The organism is Vibrio sp. V01_P9A10T6 (genome assembly GCF_963877065.1).
Taxonomy (GTDB): domain Bacteria; phylum Pseudomonadota; class Gammaproteobacteria; order Enterobacterales; family Vibrionaceae; genus Vibrio; species Vibrio anguillarum.
Map to the genome: position 1 here is coordinate 1 of NZ_CAWNTB010000033.1, position 14,673 is coordinate 14,673.

General features: G+C 47.2%; 7 protein-coding genes. 4 read left to right on the forward strand and 3 right to left on the reverse strand.

The window, feature by feature from the left end; translation table 11 throughout:
* Window positions 1-107: 107 nt before the first annotated feature.
* From vabF to vabH, 3 genes are all read right to left on the reverse strand, one after another.
* Entirely contained in the window at window positions 108-8,594 is an 8,487-nt protein-coding gene (gene vabF / locus AACQ21_RS02045; RefSeq protein ID WP_105976391.1) for a vanchrobactin non-ribosomal peptide synthetase VabF, read from the reverse strand.
* 105 nt (window positions 8,595-8,699) lie between these two features.
* Complete coding sequence (locus tag AACQ21_RS02050; protein WP_013857274.1) at window positions 8,700-8,894, reverse strand: MbtH family protein; 195 nt, start codon at window positions 8,892-8,894, stop codon at window positions 8,700-8,702.
* A gap of 21 nt (window positions 8,895-8,915) precedes the next feature.
* Window positions 8,916-10,256, reverse strand: coding sequence for a vanchrobactin esterase VabH (gene vabH / locus AACQ21_RS02055; RefSeq protein WP_105976392.1), 1,341 nt, complete (start codon window positions 10,254-10,256; stop codon window positions 8,916-8,918).
* 164 nt (window positions 10,257-10,420) lie between these two features.
* Between vabH and fvtA the strand changes: the two genes are divergently transcribed.
* The 4 genes from fvtA (at window position 10,421) to rsxB (ending at window position 14,672) form a co-directional block, all read left to right on the forward strand.
* Entirely contained in the window at window positions 10,421-12,496 is a 2,076-nt protein-coding gene (gene fvtA / locus AACQ21_RS02060) for a TonB-dependent siderophore vanchrobactin receptor FvtA (RefSeq protein WP_105976393.1), read from the forward strand.
* Between the two features lie 55 nt (window positions 12,497-12,551).
* The gene (locus AACQ21_RS02065) at window positions 12,552-13,352 is read left to right on the forward strand and encodes a 4'-phosphopantetheinyl transferase family protein (RefSeq protein WP_258174165.1); all 801 of its coding nucleotides are present in this window, start codon (window positions 12,552-12,554) and stop codon (window positions 13,350-13,352) included.
* 149 nt (window positions 13,353-13,501) lie between these two features.
* Window positions 13,502-14,083, forward strand: coding sequence for an electron transport complex subunit RsxA (gene rsxA / locus AACQ21_RS02070; RefSeq protein WP_010318463.1), 582 nt, complete (start codon window positions 13,502-13,504; stop codon window positions 14,081-14,083).
* 1 nt (window position 14,084) lies between these two features.
* Complete coding sequence (gene rsxB / locus AACQ21_RS02075) at window positions 14,085-14,672, forward strand: electron transport complex subunit RsxB (RefSeq protein ID WP_013857280.1); 588 nt, start codon at window positions 14,085-14,087, stop codon at window positions 14,670-14,672.
* Window position 14,673 lies beyond the last annotated feature (1 nt).

Genomic DNA, 14,673 nt, shown 5'->3' on the forward strand with positions numbered 1-14,673 from the left:
TTCATACTATTATCTATTCAAACCAGAATGTAATGCTTTCAAAACATCGCGAAGATTAAGACGAAACCAGCCTTGATAAGCACTGGTTTCGTCAATGGTGGTTTTTGTTATTTTTTCAGTGCTGCCTTCGACTCCAGCAGCGTATTTAAACATTCGCCAATCTGGCGTACATTTTCTGGGGCCAAGATATCTTCATGTGAACAATCAAACTGATGTTTAATCAACTGGCCGACAAAAGATTGCCAATGAGCATCAATATCATAACCATCTGGCACGGTACGCTGCGCCACGAAAAGGTGGGCCGGACCTTGATAATCAGACGTTTGTGCCTGTGCAAGTAGACGTACCGCATCTTCATAGTTAGCGGTAATCTCATTGAACATCGCCAAACGTTGCTCATCTAATTCAATATCGGTTAGCTCATTGATGGCCAGAAACTGCTCTTTTTCACGCTCAATTTCGTACTGCTCTTCTTCATCCATCGGGCCATCCCAGTTCTGACCTTCCGGTGGATAGGTATCCAATAACCCTAAAAAGTGCACCTCTTCACCCTGCTGTTGAAGCTTCGCGGCCAATTTTTGTGCCACAATCCCGCCAAATGAATAGCCTAATAGATGGTAAGGTCCAAATGGCTGTACCTCTCTTAAGACGGGTAATAAACGATCACACACTTCTTCCATCGTTTCACTGGTCGCCATCGCTCCGCCGGGCCGAGGTGATTGCAAACCATAAATGGGATAATGTCCTGTCAGATATTTAGGTAGCCCTGTGTATTGCCAAGCAAAGCCAGAAGCAGAGTTGACGCAAAAAAGTGCTGGGCCACTTCCGGCGCGGATAGGCAGCACTTCGCCAAAACCAGCTAAGGTTGGGTCGTTAAAAGCATCTTCATCCAGTAACAAACTCGCCAGTTTCTCCACCGTAGGATTGACCATGATTTGACCCACTGTGACAGGTAGGTTTAGCGCTCTTCGAATATCTGCCGCTAGTTTCATCGCCAGCAGTGAATGCCCGCCGAGCGTAAAGAAGTCATCATCAGCAAACAGTGTTTCGACAGCCAATACTTGAGCAAATAAGGTCACCAATTGTGTTTCAAGGCCCGGATGAGCCTTGCGCCCTACCCGTACTGCGAGGTCATTTGGCCGCGGTAATGCTTTTTTATCTAGCTTACCGTTGGCGCTAAGCGGATAGTGATCCAGTAACACGATAGCCGCCGGAACCATATGGGCTGGTAAATGTTCGGAAAGTTCAGCGCGTAGCTTCTCGCCATTCGTTACGCTCATATCATGCGCGATGACGTAACCGATAATTTGCCGTTCATCAGCGCCTAACATACCTGAATGAGTAGAGAGCGTCTGAGCACAGACCACCGCTTGTTTTACTGCAGGAAGTGCCTGTAATGCGCTTTCAATTTCACCCAGTTCCACACGCTGCCCGCGAATTTTTATCTGATCATCACTGCGTCCTAAATACTCAATCGAGCCACATGCTAACCAACGTACGACATCACCAGTGCGGTACATTCGCTCGCCACAAGTAAACGGATTGGCGATAAACCGATCCGCCGTTAACGCACTGCGATTAAAGTAACCGATGGCTAATTGCTCGCCAGCAAGATAGAGCTCGCCCGGCACACCGATTGGTACCGCTCTTAAAAAGCTATCGAGCACATAAACTTGGGTGTTCCATACCGGTAAACCAATCGGTGCACTACGGCCAACGCTTGCGTTTAATGCCTCGCCGTAAGCTGGATAGTAAGTCACGTCAACCGCCGCTTCCGTCGGGCCGTACAAGTTATGCAGCGGTGCATTAATTCTACGTGCGTACTGATGGCAGAGCTCTTTCGCAAGCGCTTCACCTGAGCAAAATACTTGCTTGAGGCTTGGTGCTACGGTGAAACCCGTTGGGTGAGTTGCTTCAATTGAGGCCATGAAAGCTGCCAGCATTGAAGGTACAAAGTGCATCGTGGTCACGTGATAATCGTCAATTATTTGCAATAACCATTCAGGGTCTTTATGCGCTTCAGCCGGAGCCATCACTAAGCTCGCCCCTTCCAGTAAGGGCCAGAAAAACTCCCACACGGAGACATCAAAACTGCACGGCGTTTTTTGCAATACCACATCATCAGAGCTCAAGGGATATTGGTGCTGCATCCACTTCAATCGGTTGACAATCGCTTGATGAGAAACCAACACCCCTTTGGGGTTACCCGTTGAACCTGAAGTGTAAAGCAAGTAGGCCGCATTTGAGGGGGTAAGCCCATCTGCGCGGTTCTGCCGCTCTGCGCGCACGGGGGCTGGTAACTTATCCAGCAACAATAGTGTCGCTAAACCTTCAAAACGTGAGGTGAATGAAGAGCAAGTGATGATCAGCGCAGGCTTAGCATCATTGATCATGTAGGCCAAGCGCTCATCTGGATAACCAACATCCAACGGTAAATAAGCCGCACCACATTCAATAATACTGTAGATCGCCAAGCTCAAGGTTGCGCTGCGTGGCAAGGCAACAGCGACAATATCCCCAGCCTTAACACCTTGCTGAAGCAGCAAATCGGCAATGGCGGCCACCTGCTCAGCCAGTGCTTGATAGGTAAAACGGTGCTCACTATCAATCAAAGCCAACTGATGTGGAGAACACTGTTGCTGCGTGATCATCAAGTCACGCAGTGTCGTGTGTTCAACGGCGGTTTTGGTCTGGTTGACGCGTTGCTGCAATTCAATTTCGCCACTTAACCGCAGATCCCATTCAGCGAAAGGCTTATCACTCGAAACCATAAACTCATCCAGCATTTGCTCAAATCGTTGTACGATCTGTTTTGCTACGCCGACTCGGTCTCGATATTCAAACAGGATATGCAGTTGCTCTCCCGGTAAGACGAGAATGGTTAATGGATAATGGGTATAGCCACGATTGTGGATAGCCATTAATTTCGCGCCGCTAAAATCTTGCTGGTACCAACGGCTATGATCTGGATAGTTTTCGACCACCAGCAAAGTATCAAAGAGTGTTTTTCCGCCCACCAGTTGCTGGATCTCACCCAAGCCAAGTTCATCGTGCTCCAGTAATTGGATTTGGATCGCTTGGTGCGCTTTTAATTGTTCACTCAAACTAAGGTGAGGTTGCAGTGTCACACGGACAGGCACGGTATTACTGAATAACCCTATCTGTTCATCAATACCTGCAATACGGCTGAACCGACCAGAGATTGGCGTACCAAAAACCACCTCTTCACGGCCCGTCATGCTGGCGAGAATACTCGCCCAAAGGCCTTGCATTAAGGTGCTCATGGTTAAGCCATGATGTCGTAAACACTGATTTAACTGATCCGTTTTATGCTTTGATAGCCATAACTGATGCTCGTTAACTTCCTCGCTAAGCGGAATATCATCAAAAGCCATACCCGGCTGGACATCAGCTAATACTTTGCGCCAAAGCTCGGTCGCAACGGTTTTATCACGCTGCGTTAGCTGGCTCACAACATGAGCATAGCCGACGGTTACCGGAGGTAAGTTCGAGACCCCTTGGGCGTATGCACTGAGAAAATCATTCAATAAAATCGGCGTTGACCAGCCATCGACCACCAGATGATGTGCCGAAAGGAGCAGTGTGCTTTGCTGATCACCATGAAAAATCAACTGGGCCTGCAACAGGCTGTGGGTAGGATCGTTAAGGTCAAACTGGCGGCTTAGCTCTTGCTTCTCTAACTGATCAATCAACGCGCTTTGCTCATCACCACTCATATTTGTTATGTCATAACGTGTCAGTGGCCAGCTTGGGTTAACCTGCGTCATCACCTGTACGGTGCGCCCCAATATCGAACTATCAAATCGAGCGAGCAACTGCGGATGACGCCTAATCACCGCATTAAGCGCTTCGCTCACGCGATGTTCAGACAGTTGACCTTGGAAAGTAAGACGCGTGGTGGAGTTATAACTGCTATTTTTATCCCCTAATTGAGATTGGAACAGTAATCCTTCTTGCAAAGGCAATGCTGGCAGTACATCCGCTAACTTGCCATAGTGGTGTTGCAATAGGCTCGCTTGTCGCAGTGTGATTCCCGGCTCGGTATAGTCAGCAGGTACAGAGAGGTCCAACTCAGCACCATCGCCAACTTGTAGCGCTTGCTGTATTTTGAGCAGCTCACTTTCAATCTGTTGGCTCAGCGACACCATTTCCTGTTGGCTGAACAGGTGAGTATTCCAAGACCAGTTGAGCACCAATCGTGGCGTTGCCGATTCTTCGACGAAAATATTTAGCTCTAAGGGATGCTGCAAAGCCCGTTCACTGTTTAAGGTGACGGCAAATGTATCGGCAAACTGCCCGCTATATTGCTGTGGTGACCACTGACCATCGCTGCTTTGGAAACGGCCAAGGTAATTAAACAGCAATGACGGTTGGCGTGTATTCGCCAACGTGCGTAACTCATCTCGATACGGATTATCAAGATAGCGCAGCACCATATAACCTAGCCCTTTATCTTTCACACTGCGCTTACTTTGCTTCACTTCACGTAACCGCTCGCGGTAATCACCCTGTTTTGGCACGTTAATGATCAACGGATATTCGGTGGTAAACCACCCTAGAGTTTGGTTGAGATCGATCTCCTCTTCACACTCTTCACGGCCATGAGATTCGACGTTCACTTTAATCTCTTCACACCCATAAAGTCCTGCGATCGCCCCCGTGACCGCGGCTAATAGCATCTCTTCAATATCGAGATTCGTCTGGTGTGTGGGTAATTCCAATAACGGCTGCGTAACGGCATGAGAGAGTGGCGTACGCCAATGCGTCATGCGTATTTTATCGACAGGATCCTTGATGGGAGCAACAGCACGCTGTGCCTGCGCTCGCCAAAATGGCATTTGCGCAGCAGCGACCGCTAAATGTTGATACAGCGCTTTTGACCAACAATGGATACCGGTAACCTCCTCAGAAATCACCGCCACTTCACCTGTGACTTGTGCTTGAGTTAATGCCTGCAACTGCGGAAGCAATATTCGCCAAGAGACACCATCGATAAGGAAATGGTGAGCAAGGATCATGAGGCTTTTACGCCCACTGCGCTCCGTTATCATCATCAAGCGTAATAGCTGACCCGATGATATTGACATCGACTGACTGCGCTGGCTAAACAGACTGTCCAACACGGGGCCATCTAGCCTCTCAACCGAAACCGATTCAACCCAGTTTTTTACATCAAGATTTTGCAGCGCCTCAATATGGTATTGCTGCTCTTTTTGGACCAAGCGACACACGGAATGGTTGGCGACCAGTTGCACTAAACTGGCTTGCAAGTGCGCTAATTGGGTTTCGCTTTCCACCTCAACAAGCACACTTTGCACATAACTGGTTGTATTAGAAAATGTCTCCTCAAACCATTGCCACATAGGCAGAGGCCGAATAATGCCTTCTTGTTTCTCGCGCTGTTGCTGCTGTAGTGGCACCATTTGGCTCGCCATCATACCCAGTTGACGGGCTGCAAAAATAGCTTTGGGTCGTAGATCATAGCCCGCCGTTCGCAATCGCGTCCCAAGGCTCATTGCCGAAATACTGTCCCCGCCTAGGTTAAAGAAGTCATCTGACATTCCTACGTCACTGACACCGAGTAGCTCGGTGATCGCATCACATAACAGCTGCTCTGGTTGGGTTATTGGGGCCACGCGTTCGCTACGCGTGCCTGCCGAGTACTTAGGGAGCGCTTTTCTATCGATTTTCCCATTCACATTCAAAGAGAAAGCATCCAAGATCATCACATTGGCTGGCTGCATATAGTCAGGCAGCGCCTGTGCGATAAGACTTTGCAGTCTTTGCTCTGTGAACGCGGGTTGAACTGACTCACCCTGAGTCCCTTTCTCTAAAGTACAGTAAGCCAATAAACGATGAGTATCGCCAACAGGCTCTGCTACGACTACCGTCGTATTAACACCATCAATCGCATTAATAGCACTTTCTACATCGCCCAATTCAATACGAAAACCGCGAATTTTGATTTGGTGATCACACCGGCCAACAAAATCCAGTAACCCATTGTCTCGCCACTTCACCAAATCACCAGTGCGGTACATTATCTTGCCATACGCAAAGGGGTTCGCCACAAAACGTTCTGCTGTCATACTTGGCTGGTTGAGGTAGCCCTTTGCTAACCCCGCACCCGATAAATAAAGCTCACCCACCTCACCAATAGCGACAGACTCTAAATTTTCATCAAGCACGTAAACACAAGCACCGGCAATTGGTCGACCAATGACAGGCGATGCATCTGCATCAAGCGAAGCGCTGATCGCATCAACCGTAAATTCTGTTGGTCCATAAAAGTTTTCCACCAGCAGTTCGGGAAACTCACTCACACGTGACCAAAGCTTTTGTGGTATGGCTTCACTACCAATCAAAACTAACGTCGGCACGTGATCGTTCGTCATTAATCCACTATCGAGCATTTGATCAAACAGTAAAGGCGGTAAATCAAGAGCATCGATATTATCTTCAGCAACACACTGAACCAGTTCGTAGGCGTCTTTCCGTTGTTCATCGTCATACAAATACATAGTATGGCCAGACAACATCCAGAGTACTTGCTCCCAAGAAGCATCGAAGGAGAATGACGTCGTATGCGCTGCACGAACAGTAATAGCTTGTTCTGGTAACTGACGACGTGTCGCCAGTTTTCTGATAGCCGCAGAAAAAATCGAACCTTGATGAGAGCGCAGTAAATTCAACAGCGCTCCATGTGTGTTCATGACCCCTTTCGGGTGACCAGTCGAACCTGAAGTAAAGATGATATAAGCCACGTCGCTGTGACTGATCGTCGGTTTGGGTTGTGGCGCTGTGTGAATGCGAGCCAATTCAGGAAGAGCAATAAACCTAGGGACGTAGCTTATCGATGAATAAGCCATGTTTTGCTCATTCTCCTCCACAACTAAGCACCAAGGGCGTGCTTGTTCAACAATCGATTCAATACGTTCAACGGGATAATCAAGATCGATAGGCAGGTAAATCGCACCCGCTCGCAAAATGGCTAGCATAGTCACGACGCTTTCAGGCCCACGTCGTAACGCGACACCGGCAATATCGCCTTGGCGCAAGCCTGCGGTAATCAGTTGATCCGCTCGAGTTTCAATAAGGTGATTGAAGGCATCAAATGTCCAACGCTGCTGTTTAAACACCAAGGCATCTTCGTTTGGCTTACTCTCAACAGTCTGCTGCCATACATCCAGCACAGTTTGCTCTGTTTCATATTCATGTTGTGGCCCCACCGACCACAGAGCAATCTGCTGCTTCTCGCTCGGCGGGATTAACTCTACCAAATCAAGTGGCTGTGTTGGATGGTTGGCAATCTGCTCTACCATCGCAACAAAACGAGCGGCATGAAGTTCTAATGACTCTTGGCTATATTTGGTGCTGTTGGCCGTGATATTAACACTCAATGTCTGACCATCGAGCACTGGCGAAAATTCAATCTCATCAATCGGACCTGCCGAGAGGATATGTGTCTCAGTCTCTACGCCAGATAAATTCAGTGCAGCTTCAAAGGGTTTAAAGTTGAGTATCGGGCCATAGAGCGGCTGGCCTACTAATCCCAAATCACGCTGGATCTGCTCAGCGTCATACATCTGGTGGCGACGAACTTGGCGGATGGTTTTATTCATCTCTCGCGCCACATCAATAATGCTCATTTGTGGATGAAGTGACAGCGCCACCGGCAGTACATTCACTACCGCACCAGCGGCACAAGTGGCGGCATTGCCCATTCGGCGCATAAAGGGGACACCGACACACACTTGCTCTTGCCCAGAATGTAAATGGAGATAAGCAAATACCATCGCCATCGCAAGCTCGGCGGGTAACAACTGTGGACTATAGCAAGTTAACCACTCTCCACCGATTAATGGCACGGTGTGAGTGATCGTGCTCGATGATGTATTGGCTGCGCTACCTGTGGTGAGCGAAATAACATTGGGTAAATGAGCCGCTTGCGTTTGCCAAAAGTCGTACGCCTGCTGGCGCGCGGCCGAGTCTAAAAATTGCTGATATTCTTGAATTACATCACTAAAAGCGCTGAACTCTTGAGGTTTCGCAGCGCCAATCCGCCAATGGTTATAAAGTTGGCAGATGTATTGACTGATGGCATTCACGCTGAACCCATCCACGTCAATATGATGGTAACGTTGATACCAAAACCATTGCGGTGCATTGCTTGAACCAACATCAATTAAACAGTGTCGGAAACGCCTCTTTCTTGATGAAATGTCCAACCGCTGCGCAAGATCGTGCTTCATCCACTCCCGAGCCGACTCTTCTGGCAAGGCGGCTTGTGAAAAGTCGAGAATTTCAAGCCACTGCCCTTCTTCATCCGCTGGATAAAACTGCTGCCTCACGCTGCCATCGCTCTCTAAATAATGGCAGTGAAGGGAATCAACGCCTTGCAAGCCGATGGCTACCGCGTTTGAAAATAACTCAATATCGATTTGACCTTGAATCACCACGTAGTGGGCAACATTAAATTGCTCTGGATTGGGCATCATCTGCTCGGCAAACCAAATACCTTGCTGTGTGCCGATAAGAGGCCACTGATCCTCTTGCACTGATGAGTTGTGCATCTCTTTATTCCTAACAAAAGTCATTGCCTATGTCCCTTTTTGTTACCCCGCTTAACAAGCATGAATGAACAGCGCCGCTATTGCAGGAGTCAAAACTCGTTTGGTTTAAGCTCGAATATCTAACCACTGAGCTTCGATGTAGTTGCAACACTCTTGTTTTGACCTCGGTCCAAGGATGGCTTGCCAACCAGCGGGAATGGCTTTGAATTCTGGCCATAAACTGTATTGATTATGCGAATTGATCAGCACTAAAAATTGATGCTTAGATTCATCAAAAGGGTTGGTGTATTTTTCTGACATATTTCTCTCTACCGCTGAAAATTAAAGATAAGGTTCTAAAACATATGACAAGCCATCGATGATCCCGCCGCGCCAACAGAGTCGATCGTGACCGCCATCAAACAGACGAAATTGAATTCGATGCTGTTGTGAAGCCAATTGTTGGTATAGATCTCGACTTAAATCGATCATGATGTCTTCGCCGCTACCCACTTCGAGGAAAAGCGCAAGACGTGAATTGGCACCTAAACCTTGATGTACCTCTTGGCTCATTTTGCTTAATCGCGAGTCGCTTTTCGGTGGACAATATTCACTGGGGGGTTTAACGATCGAGAAATCGGGCCACCAAAATGAACCCGATTGACAAACCACAGAACCGAATCGCTGCGGCCAGTGTAATGCCGCGTACATTGCCGCTAAGCCTCCTAAACTCTGGCCTACGATCACCGTTTGGTCTGCATCGCGGGTTACTCTGACGCGCTCGTTAATCGAGGGGAGTAACTCCTCCATCACGGCTTGCCAAAACAGCGGATTACAGCTGAGATCATCACTGCGTTGTTGAGCGCTAATTTCATCAATCAACACATAGAGCGCCGCTGGAAGCTTTCCACTGAGGGTCGCCTGTGAAAGAGCCTCATAAACCGGCATCGATTGAGACCAAAAACGGCCATCCAGCATCAACACCAAGGGTAACGGCTCAGTGGTGGGTCTTTGCGCAGTCGAATAAAGCCAAATCTCGCGCGATGTACCGAGCAAAGTGCTGCGCCAAGTAAAGGTCGAATCAGCACTTTTGAAGCACTGACCTTGCGCTGAATCGAAACCGAGCCACTCTGTTTGCGTAAGCGCTTTAGGCATATGACAAGGTGTTTTCGCGCGCCCCCACTCGCATTTTGACAAATCATTTTGAGCCAGTGGATCAGCGCAACTCAGTGGAAAAATGGAGCGTAGCCATTGCCGATGTTGGTGGCGCATTGCATCGTATGAACCTTGGTAACTCGGCTGCACTAACGCTTCTGGGACAGGAATAAAAGAGTACCCTCCTCGCCAACTCTGTTTGACGCTATCGATATAAAACCACACATCGGTATTATCGACATGAGTAAACTTCGCCATCGAAAAACTGTGATGATCGGTGACACCATTAATATCAACGTAGATCGCTTGATTTGCGGCCACACTCGGCTTCGACCCACGCCATAAAAAAAGCACTTTTGCATATTCGCCATTTATTTCAATTACATAAGGCATGCCGATCGATTGCACATGTGCCCACCAAAGCTCGTCACCGATAGAGCCGCCCTCTTGAATAAAACGGGCCAATACCCCATTGAGCTCAGCCCTCTCTTGTGAGCTCTCCTGATTAACAATCATTACTAAAACCACCCCATATCAAGCCTAGTATTTTTGAAACATAGAAACTAAGTAGCATAAAACTGCATTGATGATATTGCAAATAATAACAATTATCATTAACATTACAACCAGCAACAGTTGATTCGATAATGGTTGCAGCAACATCATTTTTTCTATTAAGGAACTTTTAGGTCATGAAGCCCATGGATATGAATAACGGTAAGGCAGTCAGAAATATCAATAAGACTCAACTCGCCACACTGATTGGCATCCTCTGCGTGAGTACTAGCGCAAATGTTGTCGCGGAACAGCTCGAAAAAAAAGAGCCACAGAGAAAGCAAGATACTGTGGTTGTGGTGGGTGAGAAATTGGGAGGAACACTGGCCGAAAACACCAGTTCGCTCACCCTATTCACCGATGAAGTGGATGATGGTGAAAGCCGAGATTATTACGATCTGCTCGACCGCGTACCAAACGTACTCAATGCACCTTCGGGCATTCCACACATTCGTGGGGTCGATGGACGTGGCCCTGGCGAAGGTTTTCTTACCTTCATGACAGGCGCAACACCTCGCGTCAATACAACGGTAGACGGCGTGTCTGAATCTTGGTCTGGAGAAGCGTTTGGCAAAGCTGGACTGTGGGATACAGAACAAGTGGAAGTCTATAAAGGGCCGCAATCCACCAACCAAGGCCGCAATAGTATTGCCGGTGCGGTTGTGATCAAAACTAAGGATCCAACGTTCCACCGTGAGGGTAAAGTTCGCGCTGGTTATGAAAATGAAGACAGTAAATATCATCTCGCAGGGGTCGTGTCGGCACCTCTGGTTGAAGATACTTTAGCGTTTCGTCTTGCCGCCGAAGGTACCAAAGGCAATACCCCTATCGATTACTCTCTGCCTAACGGCGATCAGTACCCTTGGGATCCTTCCGAGCTCGAATCCTATAATGTCCGTGGTAAATTATTGTGGAAACCTCAAGGAAATGACAAGCTAACAGCCAAGCTAACGGTTGGTAGCCGTAATGAAGAGGGGCAATACACCAACTTCGTTACCAAGCCGGGCACACTTGAACTACATAGCAAAAGTGGCACGCGTCGCCAAGAAACCAAAAGCTGGAATATCAACCTAGACGTCAATTATGTGATTAATGATGAACTGACAACAGATATTTTAGTCGCCCATCGTAACTACACCACCAAGTTCAAAGCTTACCCTCAAACTAATTGGTATGGTGATGTGGATGAAGATAACTACACCGCAGAAGCAAAGCTTACATATCAATCAGTTGATGGAAAGTACAATGCGATTCTAGGCCTAGCCAGCTTCTTCAAAGATCAATACACCGAAACAGATTCATTAAAACGTAAAGATGAAGTTTTAACCAACTCAATCTACTTTGATTCAAGAATTCGTTTGGATAATCGCTGGCAGCTATTATTAGGTGCACGTTATGAAAGAGATGAACTGAAGCGAGATTTCGATCACGCTACCCTACCACTCGATTTTAAAGCCGATGAAGATGACGGCATCCTATTGCCTAAGATTGGTCTATTACTTGATGTCTCAGATCACTCCACCCTCGGTCTTACGGCCCGTAAAGGCTACAATGCCGGTGGATTAGGCTATAACGAGTACAAAGAAGAAGTTTTTGTTTTTGAACAAGAAAAAGTCTGGAGCTACGAGCTAAGTTCTCGTTCAAGCTTCCTGGATGACAAGCTGGATCTGACTGCTAACCTGTTCTACAACGACTACAAAAATTATCAAACTTCGGTCTCTGGTGAGAGCGGCAAACGCTTCGACACCTATATCACCAATATACCGAAAGGGAAAACTTACGGTACGGAAGTTGAAGCCTCTTACTGGTTTGATTCTGGGCTCGACCTGTTTGCGTTTGTCGGTCTTCTTAAAACAGACATCAGCGAAGGACCAACCGGTACCTCTACCAATCTCTCAGGCAATGAGTTCAGTTACGCTCCTAAACTGTCTGCAGGTGCGGGCTTTACTCAACACTTAGATTCTGGTCTATTTTTTGGTGCTCGTGTTAACCACGTTTCCGATTACTATACCGATTTAGCCAACACAGAGAGTAAAACGGCTGGCGATTACACCGTGTTCAATCTGAATGCAGGTTACACTCTCAACGATTTGACTATTCGCGCTTACGTGAAAAACGTCACTGATGAAGAGTACGTGATTCGCCAGAAAAGTGATCTCTACGAAGTCGGCGGTCCACGCACCTTTGGCATAGTCGCTGATTACCAGTTCTAGTTAGTCACTCTGACTCACTCTCCTAGACATCAACACTTTGTTTTTGACTGGGGGAGTGATTTTTCACTCAATCTTAGATAAACGTCACCATGCAGGCGACGCATCGAACAAGTTCACTCACTCGATAGGTAAAATAGGCATGCTCATCATTCCAAACTGGCCATCTTTCATCCAATACCACCAGCTTGAAGTGAAGTATCTACCTGAATACAAAAATAAACTTGAAGAGCAAGGGATCTCCCTGCCCTCTTCTTTAAACCAAGCCGTGCTAAAGCGCCACTGTGAATTTTTAGCTGGCAGGATGTGTGCAAAACACTGCCTAACCAAACTGGATCAATCACAGTCGCTAACGTTAGAGATTGGCAAGGGGAACCAAGCGGTTTGGCCGCAAAATATCGTAGGCTCAATATCCCATTGCCATGGCTACGCTATCGCAGCCGCCACTCACCAGACTCAAGCGTGTGCCGCTCTTGGTATTGATATTGAACAACTCATACGAGATGAATGGCTCAGTGATATTCGCCAGCAAGTAATGACACACGCAGAGCACATTTTTGCTCATCACTTTGCCCAATTAGCGAACTTTATTACGCTGATTTTTTCCGCGAAGGAATCGATTTATAAAGCCATTTATCCATGGGTTGAACAGGTTCTTGATTTTCACGTGGTAGAACTGATCCACGTTGACAAACACGCCAAACGACTCATTTTTCAGATTCACACTGATCTTCATCCTTTTTTAAATCCATCATACACAATCAGCGTTGGTTACCACTGGCCTGACAGTGAGTATGTACTGACTTGGTGTTATTTAAGTCAAGCCCATTTTTCGACACATAAAAAAATAGCCGGCTGACACTGCTTTATAACGCCCCATATCAACCTCATACTGGCGTAGCAGCGTACAAAATTCCGTCAAAGGTATAAAACCTTATCTTTCCTTGGTTGTTATTCGCTTGGCAAAGCACGATAATCACCAGATCGGAACTTAAGACTTATATAACTATGACCGAATATTTTTTGTTATTAATCGGCACTGTACTGGTCAATAACTTTGTACTGGTAAAGTTTCTAGGGCTATGTCCTTTCATGGGCGTATCAAAAAAACTAGAAACCGCAATAGGGATGGGGTTAGCGACGACTTTCGTGCTAACTCTAGCGTCAGTGTGTGCGTATTTAGTAGAAAGCTATGTTCTTAAACCATTAGGTATTGAGTACTTACGCACCATGAGCTTTATTTTAGTGATCGCCGTGGTGGTGCAATTCACCGAAATGGTGGTACACAAAACCAGCCCAACGTTATATCGCCTGCTCGGGATTTTCCTTCCTCTTATCACCACCAACTGTGCGGTACTTGGGGTTGCGCTTCTCAACATCAACGAAAATCATAACTTCATTCAATCCATTATTTATGGTTTTGGTGCCGCGGTTGGGTTCTCATTGGTATTGATTCTGTTTGCTTCCATGCGCGAACGCATCGGCGTAGCCGACGTACCAACGCCCTTCAAAGGGGCATCAATTGCTATGATAACCGCAGGTCTTATGTCACTCGCCTTCATGGGTTTTACAGGATTGGTGAAGTTGTAATATGAGCACAATACTCATCGCTATTCTTGCACTTGTCGCATTGGCCGCTGTGTTTGGCGCTATCTTAGGTTTTGCCTCTATCCGTTTTAAAGTAGAAGCCGATCCTATCGTCGATCAGATTGATGCGATTTTACCGCAGACACAATGCGGTCAATGTGGCTATCCGGGCTGTCGCCCTTATGCACAAGCCATTGCCAATGGTGATAAAATCAATAAGTGTCCGCCCGGCGGCCAAGCAACCATTGAAAAATTGGCTGACTTAATGGGCGTTGAAGCCGAAGAGTCTGCGCATGATCTTGATAATAAGGTCAAAACCGTTGCCTTCATTCATGAAGATATGTGCATTGGTTGTACAAAATGCATTCAAGCTTGTCCCGTAGATGCCATTGTTGGTGGAACTAAGGCTCTGCATACCGTGATCAAGTCAGAATGTACTGGCTGTGATCTGTGTGTTGCCCCCTGCCCAACGGACTGTATTGAAATGATCCCGGTAGAAACTACGACCGATACTTGGAAGTGGCAAATGAACGCGATTCCTGTTGTTGATGTTACCGACTCTGCCTCACGTGCGCAGAAAAGCGTGAATTAAG

What these genes read in the sequence shown, in the direction of transcription:
- vabF (WP_105976391.1), bottom strand. Translation starts at nt 8,594, where the DNA reads ATGCACAACTCATCAGTGCAAGAGGATCAGTGGCCTCTTATCGGCACA.
- AACQ21_RS02050 (WP_013857274.1), bottom strand. Translation starts at nt 8,894, where the DNA reads ATGTCAGAAAAATACACCAACCCTTTTGATGAATCTAAGCATCAATTT.
- rsxA (WP_010318463.1), top strand. Translation starts at nt 13,502, where the DNA reads ATGACCGAATATTTTTTGTTATTAATCGGCACTGTACTGGTCAATAAC.
- fvtA (WP_105976393.1), top strand. Translation starts at nt 10,421, where the DNA reads ATGAAGCCCATGGATATGAATAACGGTAAGGCAGTCAGAAATATCAAT.
- rsxB (WP_013857280.1), top strand. Translation starts at nt 14,085, where the DNA reads ATGAGCACAATACTCATCGCTATTCTTGCACTTGTCGCATTGGCCGCT.